Genomic DNA, 15,815 nt, shown 5'->3' with positions numbered 1-15,815 from the left:
CACAATTGCGCCGTGACCACACAGGCTGCGGCCCGCTCGGCCTTCGACGAGCCCGTCGACGCGCCCCCTGCCCGCTGGATCGGCGCGCTGGTGCTGCTCAACCTCGGGCTGATGGCCGGCTGGTTCGGGCCGATCCAGGTGCTGCTGGCGCAGCAGGCCGACCGCGTCGCCTCCGCCGAACCGGGCGGGCTGAGCAAGGAGCTGCTGCTCTCGGTGGTGCTCTTCGTCGGCGCGATGATCTCGCTCCTGGCCAACCCGGTGTGGGGAGCCTTCTCGGACCGCACGCGCTCGCGCCTGGGGCGCCGGGTGCCGTGGGTGATCGGCGGTGTGGTGGTCGGCGCGGTCGGCCTGCTGCTGCTCTCCGTCGCGGACGGCGCCCTCTCGATGATCCTCGCCTGGAGCCTCGTCCAGCTCGCCCTCAACGCGGCCTGGGCCGGCGGCACCGCCGCGGTCCCGGACCAGGTGCCCGTCGAGCGGCGCGGGCTGATCGGCGGGATGATCGCGATCGCCGGCACCGTCGGCGTCCTGCTCGGCATCAAGATCGCGGAGCTGACCGGCTCCATCGCGCAGGGCTACGTCGTCACCGCCGTCGTCATGCTGGCGCTCTCGGTGCCCTACCTCCTCGGCTCTCGCGATCTCGCGCTGCCCGCCGACCACGAGCTCGCCCCGATGGACTGGAAGTCGCTGCTGCGCTCGTTCTGGATCTCCCCGCGCGAGCACCCGGACTTCGCCTGGGCGTGGGTGACGCGGTTCCTGGTGAACCTCGGCAACTGGATCGCGCTGAACTACCTCTTCTACTTCCTCACCGACGGGCTCGGCTTCTCCGACGACGAGGCGACGGCCAAGCTCGGGCTGCTCGTGCTGATCTACGGAGGTACGACGGTCGCGACCACGGTCGTCGTCGGCTGGTGGAGCGACCGCATCGGTCGCCGCAAGGTGTTCGTCATCTGGTCCGGCCTGCTGATCGGGCTCAGCCAGCTCGTGCTCGGCACCTGGCAGGCCTGGCCGGGCGCGCTGCTCGCCGCGGTCGTCCTCGGTGCCGGCTTCGGCGTCTACCAGGCCGTCGACTTCGCCCTCATCACCCAGGTGCTGCCGGGGGCCAGCGACCGCGCCAAGGACCTCGGGGTCATCAACATCGCCTCCGCGCTCCCGCAGGTCGTCGCCCCCGCGGTGGCCGGCCTGATCCTGGTCGTCGTACGTGCCGTCGGGGGCAGCGTCGCGACGCAGGGCGAGTCCTGGTCCGTCGGCTACGGCGTCGTCTACATCATCGGCTTCGCCCTCTGCGTCCTCGGCTCGGTCTTCGTCACCAGGATCCGCTCGGTCCGCTGACCTGTCGCCCGGGCGGTGGTCCACCTACATTCCGGGGCCGCCGAATGTGGGTGGACCACCGCCACCCGGGGGCACGATCAGTTGCGGCTGATGGTGATGGCCAGGCCGAGGAGGTGCTGGAGGCGGGCGAGCTCGGAGTCGAGGAACTCCGGTCCGCCGCGGCGGCCCATCAGGACGACCTCGTCGTCGAAGGGGGCGGCGCACTCGACGTAGACCTCGTCACCGGGCAGGCGGGTCGGTGCGGGGATGGAGGTGATCGTGAAGTCGGGCGGTGCGGCGTCGGTGGCGTGGACGACCTCGGCGGCGCCGTCGGCGCCGGCGCGCACGCGGGCGGCCCAGTCGACGCGGAAGGCGACGGGCAGCAGGTCGATCAGCCGGTCGCGGGCGGTCGCGGGGTCCTCGGTGAGGGCCTCGACGACCTCGAGGTCGAGGAAGAGATTGCCGCCGGCGGCGTAGCGGTTGATCCAGAGCACGCTCACGCCGTCGAGGGTGCTGCACGCGGAGACGACCGAGTCGGGCATCGTGCCGGGCGACATCTCGAGCAGCACGTCGTCGACCGCGAAGCCCTCGCGCTTCTCGACGATCTCGATCGCCTCGATGTCACCACCGGCCTCACCGATCGCACCCGCCACACGACCCAGCGACCCCGGGACATCGGGGAGCTCGACGCGCATCAGGTACGGCATGGCTCGAGGTTATCGGGAGTCTGTGTCGGCGAGGTTTCCGGCGCGCGTCCGTGGGATGCGGGACGCGCGGGTCACGAAGCCCCCGCCAGCCGTACGGCGAGCCCGCTCGCGCGCTGGGCACGGCGGCCGATCGCTGCCCGGATCGACGCCTCCGACCCGACCACGCGCACGCGCGACCGGGCGCGGGTGACCGCTGTGTAGAAGAGCTCGCGCGAGAGCAGCCGGGAGTCCTCGTCGGGCAGCAGCACGGTGACGACGTCGGCCTGCGAGCCCTGCGACTTGTGGATCGTCATCGCGTGCATCGTCTCGACGTCGCCGAGCCGCGACGGGGCGAGGTCGCGCGGACCGTCGCTGGCCGCGATCACCGCCCGCGGCCCCTCGGGGGTCAGCACGACGACGCCGCTGTCGCCGTTGTAGACGCCGAGCTGGTGGTCGTTCGCGGTGACCAGGAGCGGTCGGCCGATGTAGGCGCGCTCGAAGAGCGGGTCGCCGGTCTCGGCGGTGAGCCAGTGCTCGATGCGGCGGTTCCAGTGACGCACGCCGAACGGTCCGTCGCGGTGCGCGCACAGCAGTCGGTGGTGGTCGAGCGCGGCGAGCGCGCCGGCCACGTCGCCGCGCTCGGCGGCGTCGCGCACCGCGAGGGCGGCGGCCAGCGCAGTGCTCCGGATCCGTGGCGCGGGGTCGGGCTCGTCGACCCACTCGACGGCCTCGTGGCCGGCGGCCAGCACGGCCAGCGCCTCGTCGGCGTCGCCGGTGCGCAGCGCCTCGGCCAGCGAACGGATCTGCTCGCCGAACCGGTGGGTCGTGCGCAGCCCGGCGACGGGGGAGTCGGCACGGTCCTGGAAGCCCCGGACCACGTCGCTCAGCACCGCCCCGGCCTCGACCGAGGAGAGCTGGTGCGGGTCGCCGACGAGCACGAGCCGGGCGTCGGGGCGCACGGCCTCGAGCAGCCGCGCCATCTGGGTGAGCGAGACCATCGACGACTCGTCGACCACCACCACGTCGTGGGGCAGTCGGTTGCCGCGGTGGTGGCGGAAGCGGGTGGAGTTGCCCGGGTCGGGCCGGAGCAGCCGGTGCAACGTCGAGGCGGTCACGCCCGCGAGCCGGGCGCGGTCGCCCTCCTCGAAGGCCTCCGCCTCCTGGTGCACCGCCTGCTGGAGCCGCGCGGCGGCCTTGCCGGTCGGCGCGGCGAGCGCGATCCGCAGGTCGGCCGGGTGCTGGTCGAGCAGCCCGATCAGCAGGCTCGCCACCGCGGTGGTCTTGCCGGTGCCCGGGCCACCGGTGAGCACGGTCGTCCACTGCCCGGCGGCCGCGAGGCACGCCGCCACCTGCTCGTCGTAGTGCGTCCCGGGTCGCGCCTGCTGCATCGCCGCCACCAGTCGGGACATCGACGCCGCCATCAGCCCGGCGTCGTAGGACGGTGAGGTGGCCGCCCGCGACAGCAGGTCGTCGACGACCTGGGTCTCCTGCTCGTGGTAGCGGTCGAGGTAGAGCAGGTCGTTGTCCCAGCGCACGAGCCCGGACGCGACGAGCGGGCTGTCGGCGACGGCCGCCGCCCACGAGTCGGCCGACGGCCACGGCAGGTCGGGCGGGTCGGCGACGGTCGCGAGGTCGAGCGCGACGGACCCGCCGCGCACCGCCCGGACGGCGAGCGCGACGGCCAGCAGCACCTGCTCGTCGGTCTCCCGGCCCAGCCGCCCCAGGGCGTTGGCGACGTGGACGTCGGCACTGGTCAGCACCCCGGCGACGTTGAACTGCGCCAGCAGCCCGGTCGCGCCGAGGGCGAGGCGGGCGTCGGTCGCGTCGACGGGCTCGAAGAGGTCAGTCATTGCGGGGTCCCTGCGGCGTTGTTCGGGGGAGCGGAGCGGCGGAGAAGAACGTCGTGGGGTGCTCACTCACGAGGCGGCTCCGTCCAGCAGGTCGGACAGCGCGGACACCAGGGCGACCGGCGGCTGCCACGAGAAGACGCCGCACGGCTGGTCGTCGACGTTCGGCGTCTCCGGCCCGCACATCCCGCGGAGGTAGAGGTAGAGCACGCCGCCGAGGTGCTCGGCCGGTTCGTAGCCGGGCAGCCGCCAGCGGAGGTAGCGGTGGAGCACGACCGTGTAGAGCAGCGCCTGGAGCGGGTAGTCGGAGTGGCCCATCGCCTCGTCGAGCACGGCGGGGCGGTAGTCCCAGGCGGTCGCCGGGGCGGCCCGGTCGCCGAGCCAGTTGGTCTTGTAGTCGATGGTCAGGAAGCGCGTGCGGCCACCGACGGGCACCCGGACCACGACGTCGATCGAGCCGGTGAGGTAGCCCAGCAGTCGCTGCCCGGCCAGCGCCGGGTCGCCCTCGAGCGTGGCGGCGAAGGCGAGGAGCGGATCACCCGCCGGCAGGTGGGTGCGCAGCAGCGGACCGAGGTCGCCGAGCACGACCTGGGCGGCCTCCGGCCCCACGAGGTCGCCACCCGCCAGCGGCACCTCGAAGTCGAGCTCGCGCAACCGGTCGGGCACGTGGATCTGGCGCAGCGTCAGGCCACCGGTCAGGGGCCCGAGCGGAGAGTCGCACACCGCGACGAGCGCATCGGCGAGCACCTCGGCGTCTACCTCGACCGCCCACCACGCCCGGTGCTCCTCGATCTGGGCGAGCAGCTCGGCGCGCAGGTCGGGCGCCGCCGGGTCGGCGTGCTCGAGCACCTCGTGGACCAGCGACCCGAACTCGGCGCCCACCGGCAGGTCGGCCATCGGCGAGGCCACGGCCGTGAGCGCCAGGTCGGCCTCGGGCGTCGGCGCGTCCTCGTCGAGCACGTCGAGGTCGGCGTCGTCCAGCTCGGGCGCGTCGTCGGGCTCCGACAGCACCCGGTCGGGCGCGCTGCCGTGTGGGGCACCGGCCGCGGCGAGCGCGGAGTAGGAGGTGCGGCGCCAGTCGGTGTCGACGTCGCGGTCGAACGAGCGCACCGACAGCGGCGGCAGCGCGCGGTCGATCGGCGTCGTGTCGACGGTGCCAGGGGCGGCCAGCTCGGGCTGCGGACCGCCCGCGCCCTTCCAGCGGCCGAGGATCTCCACGACCTCGTCGTCGCCGAGCACCGGCTGCTCGTCGTTGACCACCGCGTGCCCGGGCGCGCGACCGAACAGCATCCGGTGGAGAGGGGCGGGCGCGGTGTTGTTGGCGGTCGGGCAGTACCACGCCACCACCTGCGACTGCGCCCGCGTCAGCGCGACGTAGAGCAGTCGCAGCGACTCCCCGGCGTCCTCGTGGCGGCTGCGGGTGACGGCGGCATCGCGCCACCGGCTCGACCCGCCGACGTCGCGACACCGCTCGCCGTCGGCGTCGTGGAAGAGCGGCACGTCCTCGTCCCGCACCCAGCGGTCCCAGAGCGTCGGGAGGTAGACGATCGGGTATTCCAGGCCCTTGCTGCCGTGGATCGTCACCAGTTGCACGGCGGCCGCGTCGGAGTCGAGCCGGCGCGTGCGCTCGGAGGCGACCTCGAGCTTGTCGTCGGCGACCTGCGTGCGCAGCCAACCGAGGAGACCGACCACGCCGAACCGCTCGCTGACGGTTACCTTGTGCAGCGCCTCGCCGATGTGGCGCAGGTCGGTGAGCGTCCGCTCGCCGCCGACCCGCCCCAGCACGCGGGCGGTGAGGCCGTCGAGCACCGCGCACTCCAGCACCGCCGCGACCCCGCGGGCCGCGAAGACGTCGGCGAGACGGCGTACGTGCTCACTGAGGGCGTCGGTCGGGTCGGGCTCGGCCTGGAGCTCCTCGGCGGTGCGGCCGAAGAAGTCGGTCAGCGCCGCGGCCCGCACCCGGTCGGCGCGGTGCGGCTGCTCGAGCGCCTCGAGCAGGGTCAGCCACTGGGTGGCCGCGGCGGTCTTGAAGACGGAGCCGCCGGCATTGAGCACGGCAGGTACGCCGACCGCGGCCAGCGCGTCCTGCGCGGCGAGCAGGTCGGCCCGCCGGGCGGCGAGCACCGCGACGTCCTTCGGCTCGACCGGACGCTGGTCGCCGGGGGAGTCGCCGGTGCCGACGGTCGCCCCGCTGGTGAGCAGCCGCTTGATGTCGGCAGCGAGGTCGGTGAGGACGTGCTCGCGCCAGTCGCCGATGCGCGGCCGCTTCCGGCCGAGCTCCTCGTGGCGGACCACCCGCAGCCGGAACGGCGGTCCGGCCCCCTCCAGTCGCGAGGTCGGGTGGTGGGCGCTGACCGGGTGCACGGCGATCCGCTCGTCGCCGAGCGCCGCCCCCTCGATCAGCACGTGGAGCGAGTCGAGCAGCGGCTGGTCGGCGCGCCAGTTCACGCCGAGCGTCTGGCGGGTCGTGGCCTGCTCGGCGGCGTCGAGGTAGGTGACGATGTCGCCGCCGCGGAAGGCGTAGATGGCCTGCTTGGGGTCGCCGATCAGCACCAGCGTCGAGACGCCGTGGAAGGCGCGCTCGAAGACCTGCCACTGCACCGGGTCGGTGTCCTGGAACTCGTCGATCAGTGCGACCTTCCAGCGCGTGCGCATCCGCGCACGGGCTGGCGAGTCCTCGGGCCCGAGGGCGTCGGCGAGCTGGCCGAGCAGGTCGTCGTAGGACAGGACGCCGAGGCGGCGCTTGCGCCGGTCGATCTCGTCGAGCACGTCGCACGCGAAGCGCACGCGGGCGGCCGCGCCGCCGTCGGGATCGTCGACGAGCGCCTCCTGCGGCGCGACCCGGGCGCGGGGGTCGTCGACCACCGCGCGGGCGATGGCCAGCGCCTCCTCCCGGCTCCACGGCGCCTGCTGCTGGCGGGCGAAGCGGCCGAGGTAGAGGTCGTCGACGACCTCGGTGGTGAGCTGCTCGAGGTCCTCGACGAGCACCGCGCCGGTGTCGGTGTCGCCGGCGACGCCGAGGCTGCGCAGCACCAGCTGGCAGAACTGGTGGATGGTCGCGATCGTGGCGGCGTCGAACGACGTCAGCGCCTGCGTCAGCCGCCCGAGCCGCAGCGCCCGCTCGGCCTCGTCGGCGTCGAGCAGCCACTCGTGGAGCCGATTGGCGGGATCGGCGGAGCCAGGGTCGGCGAGCACCCGGGCGGCGTCGTCGAGCTGGCGGCGTACGCGGTCGCGCAGCTCCTGGCTCGCCGCGCGGGTGAAGGTGACGACCAGCATCTCCTCGAGCGTCGCGACGCCCTCGACGAGGTAGCGGGTGACGAGGGCCGCGATGGTCCAGGTCTTGCCGGTGCCGGCGCTGGCCTCGAGGAGCGTGGTGCCCTCGGGCAGCGGCCCGCGGATGTCGAAGGTCTCCATGTCGGAGGTGGCAGCCACGTCAGATCCCCCGCACCAGCTCGTGCGACAGCAACGGCGACCACACCCGGAGGGCGTAGTGGCCGAGCCGGTGGGGCGCGTCGCCCTCCTCGCCGGCCAGCAACGGCGCGGCCAGCACGTCGTAGGGCGCTGCCTCGCCCCAGGCGCGGACGTGCCACTGGTCGCCGTCCTCCTTGGGGAAGCCGGTCTCGTTGAAGCGCGGGGTGACCCACTCGCCGCGCGCCTTGGCGTCGGGATCGGCCTGGCCGTGCGCCCCGATCGCGAACTCTTCGGCGAAGGCCAGGCTGGTCTTGATCGGCAGCGGCAGCGGCTCGCGCTGGCCACGCTCCATCACCGCGACGAGGTCGCGCAGGATGGTGCGGGCGTCGTCGTCGGGCATCGGCGAGATGAGTGCGCGCCGGCCGGACCGGCCCCAGCGGCCGATCGTGTGGGCGGTCCAGTTCTCGTCGGGGTGGCCGGCGGCCAGGGCGAGCGCGTCGAGCCAGGCCGCGAGCCGGTGCTTGGCGCCGAGGCTGGAGTAGCTCACCGCGACGAGGTTGTTGCCGAACACGTTGCTGACGGTGCCGGTGAGCCGGCGGTCGCCGAGGTCGATGTCGACGTCGAGGGTGCGGGCCGGCCCGGTCCGCAGCGGCACCGCGGCCTCCACCAGCGGCTTCACGTTCTTCACGATGCTGGTGAGCATGGCCGAGCCGAGGTCCTCCGGTGGCAGCAGCCCGCGCAGCTGCTCGGCGAGCATGGCCGACTGCGGGTCGCCGCCCGCCAGCACGTCGCGCACGAGCCGGTCGCCGACGTCCCACTTCTCGAGGCCGTCGAGCGTGATCGGGATGGCGTCCTTGGTCTCGTCGACGTCGTAGGGAGTCGTCACGCGCAGCCGGTGGCGGAGGAAGCTGCGCACCGGGTGGGCGAAGAAGTCCTGGAGGTCGCTGAGCGAGACCTCCTCCACGGTCTCGGGTGCGGGCAGTGGGTCGGGCACGAGGGACAGCACCGCGGGCCGGGGCGCCCGCGCGGCCTGCGCGCCGGCGAGAGCCGTGCGGTCGAAGGAGAACGGCCGGTCGGCCGCGCGGACCAGCGCGGCCGCCGTCAGGTTGGCCTCGTCGAAGGGCTGGAGCGGGTGGTGCAGCACCACGTCGTCGCGCACGGGCGCGCTGCTGGTGCGGTCGAGGGTGTCGAGCAGCTCGCCGAGCGGCACGGCCGGCGGCTTGTCGTCGTTGGTGTGCTCGCCGCGCCCGGCGTAGGTGATGACGAGGGTCTCGGTGGCGGCGCCGATCGCGTCGAGCAGGAGCTGGCGGTCCTCGGAGCGGATGTCGCGCTCGCCGGTGAGCGGGCGCCGGGCCAGCACGTCGTCGCCGTCGACCGACTCCAGCCGCGGGAACACGCCGTCGTCGAGGCCGACCAGGCACACCACGCGGTGGGGGACCGAGCGCATCGGCACCATCGTGCAGACGGTGAGCGTGCCGGTGCGGAAGTTGCTGCGCGTCGGCCGCCCGCGCAGCCGGTGTCGCAGCAGGGCTCGTACGTCGGCGTGGCGCAGGCGGGTCTCGTGGTCGCCGACGCCGGCGGAGATCCGGGCCAGCTCGCGGTCGAACTGCGCGACCCGCCACGCGTCGTCGGTGCCGCTCGCGGTGAGGCCGTGCACCGCCGCACCCAGGGCGGTCGTCCAGTCGGCGACCGACGTCGCGTCACCCGCCGCACGCACGAAGGTGTGCAGCCGGGCCACCATCTCCACGAAGCTGCCGACGAGCTCGAGGTGGCCGTCGCCGACGTCGTCGAGCGGCAGGGTCGTGCGCACGACCCGGTGGCCGTCGCCCGACATGGCCGCGCCGAGCAGGACCCGCTGGAGGCCGGTCAGCCAGGTGTTGGCGTCGAGGTCGAGGCCGAAGGTGCCGCGGTGGTCGCGGTCGTAGCCCCAGCGGATCGCGGCCTGGTCGACCCAGCGCGCCATCCGTTCGAGGTGGTCGTCGGTGAAGCCGAAGCGGGCCCGCACCGGCTCGGTGGCGGCGAGGTCGAGGACGGCCGTGGCGGTCATCCGGCCGGCGGCCAGCTCGACGAGGTCGGCGGCCACGCCCAGCAGGGGGTTGGTGGCGCCCGGCGACCGGTCGGCGAGGCGGACCCGCAGCCGGTGGGCGGGGTGGCCGGCGTCCTCGTGGGCCACGTCGGCGAGGCCGAATCCGGCTGAGATCAGTGGCGCGTAGGTCTCGATGTCGGGGCACATCACGAGGATGTCGCGGGGCTCGAGGCTCGGGTCGTCCTGCAGGAGCCCGACCAGCACCTCGCGCAGCACGTCGACCTGCCGGGCGGTGCCGTGGCAGGCGTGCACCTGGACGGAGAGGTCCTGGGGCGCGCGCACCCGCGCAGCGAGGGTGGCGGCGTCGGGCGCCTGGTTGGCGCGGAGGTCGGACTGGAGCCAGCCGAGCAGCGTGGCCGGGTCGGCGTGCCCGGCCCTGTGCTGCCCGGTCTCGAGCTCGCCCAGGGTGCGCCGCAGCTCGCGGGAGTCGCGACCCAGCGAGGCGAGCAGCGGGTGGTGGACGAGGGAGGCCGAGTCGTCGTCGGCGCGGGCCACCGGGCCCTCCGTGGCGGTGGGGGCGAGCGCCGACCACAGGACCGGCGAGGGCTGTGGCAGCCAGAGATGGACGTCGCGGTGCTCGCCCAGCGCCCGCAGCAGCTCGACCTCAGTGACGGGGAGCCGCGTGTGGCCGAAGAGGGAGAGCCGTCCCGGCAGGTCGAGCCCCTGCGCGCCGTCGCGCAGCCGCTCGAGGGTGGCGGCGTGGCGCACGTCGGGCGCCGGCTCCTCGACCCGCGCGACGAGCCGCCGCCACAGCTCGGCCTGCCACCTCAGGTCGGGGTCGAGCGCACCGCCGGCGCCGTCGGTGTCAGCACCCGCGCGCCAGTCGCGGACGAGCTGCGGGCGCTGGACGGCGTACGACCCGAAGAGGCCGGCGAGCCGCCGGGCCACGGCATAGCGGCGCGCGCTCCTCTCGTCGGTCGGGTCGCCGTGGCCGAGGTGGCGGCTGAGGTCGCCGAAGCCGGGCTCGTCGAGGCAGTCGTCGATCACCGACAGCAGCGGCCAGGCGAGACGGTCGGGGCTCCACGGGTCTTCGGCGTCGCGGTCGAGCAGCATCGAGACCAGCGAGTGGGGCGTCACGAAGTCGACGCCCGCGCACACGCCGTCGCCGCCGCGCGGCCCGACCCCGAGGCGGTGGGACAGCCGCTGGGTCAGCCACCGCTCGACGCCGCGGGCCGGCACGACCACGACCTCGCGGGCGAAGGGGTCGGGCAGGGGGGTGACCAGCAGGTCGGCCAGGCCGTCGGCGAGCGCGTCGGTGCGCTCGGCGGTGTGGAGGTGCAAGGTCACGGCGCCACCCTATGAGCGCCCGCCGACACACGGCCCGACTCCGTCCACAGCCACGGCGCGTCGGCGAGGATCGGCCCGTGGACTACGTGTGGTGGGGACTCGGGCTGCTCGCCCTCGCCCTCACGACGTACGCCGTCTCGCGCCTGGCCCGCATCGACCTCGGCGTCATGCCGGTCACCGCGCTGCTCCGCGCGGTCGTCCAGCTCGCGGTGGTCGCGACGATCCTGCGCGGCGTGCTGGCGGTGCCGTGGACCGTCGCACTGTTCGTGGTCCTGATGCTGAGCACGGCGACCTTCACCGCGGGGTCGCGGCTCGACGAGCTGCCGCGCGGCCGGGTGCTCGCGCTGCTCGGCGTGCTGTGCGGAGCGTCGGTGTCGCTGGTGCTGGTCTTCGCGCTGCGCCTCGTGGACCTCGAGGCGCGCTACGTCGTCGCGGTCGCCGGCATCATCATCGGCAACGCGATGTCGGCGGCGACACTGTCGGGCCGCAACTTCCTGCGGGCCGCCCGTGCCCGACGCGACGAGGTGGAGGCCTGGCTCTCCCTCGGCGCGACCCCCCAGCAGGCGTACGACGACATCGGCCGCGACGCGGCCCGCGAGGCCCTGCTGCCGAACCTCGACCAGACCCGGTCGACCGGTCTGGTGACCCTGCCCGGCGCCTTCGTCGGCGCCCTCTTCGGTGGTGCGTCGCCGATCGTCGCCGCACAGTTCCAGCTGGTCGTGCTCGCCGGGATCGCGCTGACCATGCTCGTCACCGCGGTCGTGGTGACCCGCCTCGCGAGCCGGTCGCCGTACGTCGTCGCGGAGCTGCCGACCTGACCTGCCGTCCAGCGTCCTACCCGATCACCGGAGGGCGGAAGGAGGCCCCCTCCGGTGACCAGCGGGGGATCAGTGGGGGTGCTCGATCTCCTCGGCACGCGCGGCGTCCAGGCGCCAGATCACGATGCACCCGACGATGGCGACCAGGATCGCCACGCTGCTGATGAGGATCACGGCGGCCATGAGAGCTCCCGGGGTAGTGGACCAATAGTTCTACAAACCTGTATAAGTTACTTCGACACAAATCGCAAGGGGTGGAGGGGCCGGGATGGACGACGGGTTCAGCATCGGGGTGCTCGCCACCCGCACGGGCCTGACGCCCGCCGTGCTGCGAGCGTGGGAGACTCGGTTCGGCTTCCCGGCGGGCGAGCGCTCCCCGGCGGGGCACCGCCGCTTCACCGAGGCCGACGTGCGCCGCGTGCGCGAGGTGATCGAGGTCCGCGACGCCGGCGTCCCGCTCCAGCTCGCCATCGACACCGTCGCCCGGCGCGGCGCCGAGGAGCCCACGGAGTCGGTGCATGCCGTCCTGATCCGCGACTTCCCCGAGCTCCGGCCGCAGCGCCTGGGCCGGCCCGCCCTCGTCGCGGCGTCGTACGCCGTCGAGGACGAGTCGCTCGCCCGCGCCGACCGCCCCGTGGTGCTCGGTGCCTTCCAGAGCGGCTACCACTTCGGCCACGCCCGGCACCGCTGGGACGAGCTCGCGCGCACGGCGTCGTGGTGCGCCGTGGTCGCCGAGTTCGACGACGACCTCCCGGCGGCCCCCGAGGCGCGCCCCGCCCGCTGCCAGATCGCAGACGGGTCGCCGATGCGACGCGAGTGGGTCGTGGTCAGCGTCAGTGCGGGCTTCTCGGCAGTCGTGTCGGCCTGGGAGGTGCCCACTCGCCCGGGGGAGGAGCCCGAGTACGAGGCCGTCGTCAGCACCCACCGCCCGGTCGCGCTCGCGGCTGCGCGGGTCATCGCGGCAGCTGCGACGAACGCCGGCGCACGCCCGCCGGCGGCAGTCGCGGAGCTGCTCGACGACGTCACGCCGCGCGCGGCCACGGCAGCTGTCGAGGCCGACCGCGTGTGGCTCCGGGCGCTCGCGCACATCGACCCGCCGCGCTGAGGGACGACCTCCGGACGCGAGAACGGCCGGTCCCGTCGTGCGTGACGACGGGCCCGACCGTTGGTCCCCCGAACTGCTGGTGGCTCAGCCCTTGAAGGCGTCCTTCACCTTCTCGCCGGCCTGCTTGAGGTTGGCGCCCATCTGGTCGCCCTTCCCCTCGGCCTCGAGCTGCTCGTCGTCGGTCGCCTTGCCGGCGGCCTCCTTCGCCTTGCCCTTGAGCTCGTCGCCCTTGTTGTCGATCTTGTCGTCCAGGCCCATCTCGGTTCCCCTCTCGTTGGTGCTGGTCAGTGGTGGCGCAGCGCGTCGATGAGCTCGTCCTTCGACATCGAGGAGCGGCCCTCGATGTCGAGCTCGGCCGCGCGGTCGCGCAGCTCCTCGACGGTGCGGTCCTCGTAGTCCTGCGCCTCGCCGCCGCGTTCGCCCACCTTCGAGCGGCCCTCGGCGGCCGCCGCGTTGGCAATTCGTGCGGCCTTCTCCTTGCTGGCGCCCTCCTCGCGGACGGCCTCGTAGACCTCGTCGTCGCCGATGGACGGGCCGTGGTCCTTTGCCATGTCGTCCACCGTGCCACTGGCATGCGGCGCGCGGTTCACCCGAAGAGGGGTGTGGTGCGCGCGGTGCCTGAGTAGCGTCCCGAGGATGGCCGGATCGGAGCGCGACGAGACCCCGCAGGAGCGGGCCGACCGCAACTGGGACGAGCTCCTCCAGGAGCTCCGGGTGAGCCAGACCGGGGTCCAGCTGCTCGCCGGGTTCCTGGCCACGCTGCCGTTCCAGTCCCGGTTCGGCGCGCTCGACGCCTTCCAGCGTGGGTGGTACGTCGGCCTGCTGGGGCTGGCCTTCTGCACCGTCGGCGTGACGCTGGCCCCGGTGGCGATCCACCGCCGCGTGTTCCAGGACGGCGTGAAGCCCGAGCTGGTCCGGGCCGGGCACCGGCTGACCTCGCTGGCGCTGGTCCTGGTCGGCCTGCTGCTCGGCGGCATCCTCTTCCTGGTGGTCGACGTGGTCTACGACCGCACCGCCGCGGCCTGCGGTGCGGCCGTCGCGGTGCTCGTCCTGGTGGGCCTGCTGGTCGTGCTGCCCACCCGCGTCGTCGAGCGCTGAACGGCCTCAGCCGGGCTGCCGGTCCAGGCAGCTGCGCAGCTGGTCGACCGTCTTCGAGGCGAGGATCGGCAGGTACGCCGCCACCAGCGGCGCCCCGAACCGCGCCGCGCCGGAGAAGGAGAACTCCGCCGAGTAGGTGATGCTCGCACCGCTGCTCGCCGAGCGGATCTCGAACACGTCGTGCCCCTCGAAGGACTCGTTGCTCCCGCGCAGGTGCACGCGGGTGTGCGGCGCCAGCTCTGCGGTCGTGTAGGTGAGCTCGACCTCGCGGCCGAGGAAGGAGGAGACGTTGCGGTACGTCGTACCCACTCCGCCGTCGCCGCTCGTGCGCTCGCACATCTTCGTGCCCGGGTCCCAGGCCTCGGCGTTGCGGAAGTCGGCCAGGTAGGCGTACGCCGCCTCAGGCGACGCGGTCGTCGTGAAGGTTCTCGTCACGGAAGGCTTCATCTGCTCAACGCTAGCCACGCCGTCCCGACCGGCGGGTCACCCCGAAGGACCGGTCTCACCCCCGCCAGGGCGCGACGTAGTCGCCGGCCGACCGCGCGACCTCGACCCGGCAGAGGCCGTCGGGCACGCGGCACACCAGCAGGTCGCTGGTCTGCGGAGGCAGGTCGCCACCGCCGGCGGTGGCCCACACGGCGACGTGGTCGTCGTCGAGCCACTGCGACATCCGGATCACCGATCCTCCCGTCGCCAGCGAGGGCGCCGAGTAGCCCGCGGGCAGACGGAGGCGGAGCGCGTCGCCGGCCAGCGTGGTGACGGGTCGAGGGTCGAGGTCCGCGTCCGCCGGGACCAGCCGGTGCCCGACCTGGACGAAGCTGGTGCCCGGGGTGTGGAGCGGCCGCTCGACGGTGTCGGCCGGGGCCTGGAGCAGCATGCGGGTGTGCCGCGCCATCGCGGCCTCGAGCCCGGCGGGCGTGACAGTGGTGGTGTGGCCGGTGGCCACGTCGAAGCGCCGCAGACGGGTGCTGTGCGGGTCGAGGTAGACCTCGTCCTCGGAGACGAAGAGGACGGTCCAGTCCTCCACGCCGACGGGGATCCGGCCCACGACCTCGCGCAGCGAGGTGTCGTACACCGTCAAGGGCCCGGCGCGCCGGCCGTCCCGGTCGCGCCACACGACCAGCGAGCCGGTGTCGCCCGTGGTGACGGTCCCCAGGTGGAGGGTCGGCGCGGCCGCCGGCCCCGAGTGGCCGATGACCGCGGTGCTGGTGCCGTCGGTGAACCAGAGCGTGCCGTCCAGCGACGACTCGTAGACGACTCCGTCGTCGGTGACGTCGATGAAGGCGACCGGGTCCTCGGCGGTGACCGTGGCGTCGCCGACGTGGACGGTCGTGCCCTCGGCATAGACCAGCGGGCGCGAGGCGGCCGGGTCGACAGCGACGGTGGGGGCCGGTGACGGAGCAGGGGCGGGCTCGGGCACGGGCCGTCCGGTGCCGCGGACGGCGAGGGCTCCCACTGCGACGGCCGCCGCCACGGCGAGGCACGCGCCACCGGCCGCGAGGCGCCGCCGGCGCTGGCGTCGGTCCGCGGCGGCTACGAGGGACGGCACGTCCACCCGGAACCCGGGTGCGGCGTCGGCGCTGCGCTCGAGCAGGCGGCCCAGGGGCTCGGTCATGACGTCACCTCCCGCCCGGCAGCGAGGGTCTCGTCGAACGACGGGCCCAGGTCGGCCCGCATGTGCTTGAGCCCGGCCGCCACCTGGCTCTTGACCGTGCCGACCGAGCAGCCCAGGACCTCTGCGGCCTGCGCCTCGGTGAGGTCCTCGTAGTAGCGCAGCACGATCGCGGCCCGCTGGCGCGGGGGCACCGCGAGCAGGGCGTGCATCACCGCGTCGTGGGTGACCACCTCCTCGCCCGGGTCGCCGGCGACGCGGGGCTCGGGCAGGTGGTCGCTCGGGCGCTCGTGGAACGAGCGGCGCCGCCGCCACGACACCGAGGTCGTCACCACGATCCTGCGGGTGTACGCCGCCAGGTTGGCGCGGTCGTGGAGCCGAGGCCACGCGATGAGGGTCTTCACCAACGCCTCCTGCACCAGGTCCTGGGCGAGCTGGTGGTCGCCGACCATGAGGTACGCCGTCCGGAACAGCGAGGGACCGCAGGCCTCGGCGAACTCGCTGAACGCGGCGACGTCGCTGGCTCGGCGCATCTCCTCCCCTCCCTCCGGACCTCC

Annotated in this window: 13 protein-coding genes; 4 read left to right on the top strand and 9 right to left on the bottom strand. The window is 74.1% G+C overall.

The features are described 5' to 3' along the window. Positions 1–12: 12 nt before the first annotated feature. On the top strand, positions 13–1,329 hold the full coding sequence (locus J2X46_RS09000) for an MFS transporter (protein WP_310249386.1): 1,317 nt from the start codon (positions 13–15) through the stop codon (positions 1,327–1,329). Positions 1,330–1,406: 77 nt separating this feature from the next. Here the strand turns inward: J2X46_RS09000 and J2X46_RS08995 are convergent, their stop codons facing one another. From J2X46_RS08995 to recC, 4 genes are all read right to left on the bottom strand, one after another. Beyond that, the gene (locus tag J2X46_RS08995) at positions 1,407–2,015 is read right to left on the bottom strand and encodes an ACT domain-containing protein (RefSeq protein ID WP_310249384.1); all 609 of its coding nucleotides are present in this window, start codon (positions 2,013–2,015) and stop codon (positions 1,407–1,409) included. 71 nt (positions 2,016–2,086) lie between these two features. Then, positions 2,087–3,844, bottom strand: coding sequence for an exodeoxyribonuclease V subunit alpha (recD, locus tag J2X46_RS08990; RefSeq protein ID WP_310249382.1), 1,758 nt, complete (start codon positions 3,842–3,844; stop codon positions 2,087–2,089). A gap of 66 nt (positions 3,845–3,910) precedes the next feature. Further along, entirely contained in the window at positions 3,911–7,273 is a 3,363-nt protein-coding gene (locus J2X46_RS08985) for a UvrD-helicase domain-containing protein (RefSeq protein ID WP_310249380.1), read from the bottom strand. 1 nt (position 7,274) lies between these two features. Continuing rightward, positions 7,275–10,625 carry an exodeoxyribonuclease V subunit gamma gene (gene recC / locus J2X46_RS08980; RefSeq protein ID WP_310249378.1) on the bottom strand — a complete coding sequence of 1,117 codons (3,351 nt, stop codon included), beginning with the start codon at positions 10,623–10,625 and terminating at the stop codon, positions 7,275–7,277. A gap of 77 nt (positions 10,626–10,702) precedes the next feature. On the opposite strand from recC, the gene J2X46_RS08975 reads away from it, so the two are divergent. Next, positions 10,703–11,443 (top strand): ABC transporter permease, encoded by a 741-nt coding sequence (locus J2X46_RS08975; protein ID WP_310249377.1) that lies wholly within the window; start codon positions 10,703–10,705, stop codon positions 11,441–11,443. 268 nt (positions 11,444–11,711) lie between these two features. Next, positions 11,712–12,548 (top strand): DICT sensory domain-containing protein, encoded by an 837-nt coding sequence (locus J2X46_RS08970; protein ID WP_310249375.1) that lies wholly within the window; start codon positions 11,712–11,714, stop codon positions 12,546–12,548. An 84-nt stretch (positions 12,549–12,632) separates the two neighbouring features. Here the strand turns inward: J2X46_RS08970 and J2X46_RS08965 are convergent, their stop codons facing one another. Next, a complete protein-coding gene (locus J2X46_RS08965) occupies positions 12,633–12,806 on the bottom strand; it encodes a CsbD family protein (protein ID WP_310249372.1) in 174 nt (57 codons plus the stop codon). Between the two features lie 26 nt (positions 12,807–12,832). Beyond that, a complete protein-coding gene (locus J2X46_RS08960; protein WP_310249370.1) occupies positions 12,833–13,099 on the bottom strand; it encodes a Rho termination factor N-terminal domain-containing protein in 267 nt (88 codons plus the stop codon). An 85-nt stretch (positions 13,100–13,184) separates the two neighbouring features. On the opposite strand from J2X46_RS08960, the gene J2X46_RS08955 reads away from it, so the two are divergent. Further along, positions 13,185–13,646, top strand: coding sequence for a DUF6328 family protein (locus tag J2X46_RS08955; protein ID WP_310249367.1), 462 nt, complete (start codon positions 13,185–13,187; stop codon positions 13,644–13,646). A 6-nt stretch (positions 13,647–13,652) separates the two neighbouring features. Here the strand turns inward: J2X46_RS08955 and J2X46_RS08950 are convergent, their stop codons facing one another. The 3 genes from J2X46_RS08950 to J2X46_RS08940 form a co-directional block, all read right to left on the bottom strand. Then, complete coding sequence (locus J2X46_RS08950; RefSeq protein WP_310249364.1) at positions 13,653–14,081, bottom strand: SRPBCC family protein; 429 nt, start codon at positions 14,079–14,081, stop codon at positions 13,653–13,655. Between the two features lie 67 nt (positions 14,082–14,148). Further along, complete coding sequence (locus J2X46_RS08945) at positions 14,149–15,261, bottom strand: hypothetical protein (RefSeq protein WP_310249362.1); 1,113 nt, start codon at positions 15,259–15,261, stop codon at positions 14,149–14,151. Beyond that, positions 15,258–15,791: a SigE family RNA polymerase sigma factor gene (locus J2X46_RS08940; RefSeq protein ID WP_310249357.1), complete on the bottom strand. Its 534-nt coding sequence runs from the start codon at positions 15,789–15,791 to the stop codon at positions 15,258–15,260. The genes J2X46_RS08945 and J2X46_RS08940 overlap by 4 nt, the downstream gene beginning before the upstream one ends. Between the last annotated feature and the right edge of the window lie 24 nt (positions 15,792–15,815).

It is taken from the genome of Nocardioides sp. BE266 (assembly GCF_031457855.1).
In the GTDB taxonomy this organism is placed as follows: Bacteria; Actinomycetota; Actinomycetes; order Propionibacteriales; family Nocardioidaceae; genus Nocardioides.
Note: the sequence above shows the minus strand (reverse complement) of the source record. Positions and strands in the feature narration are given on the sequence as shown.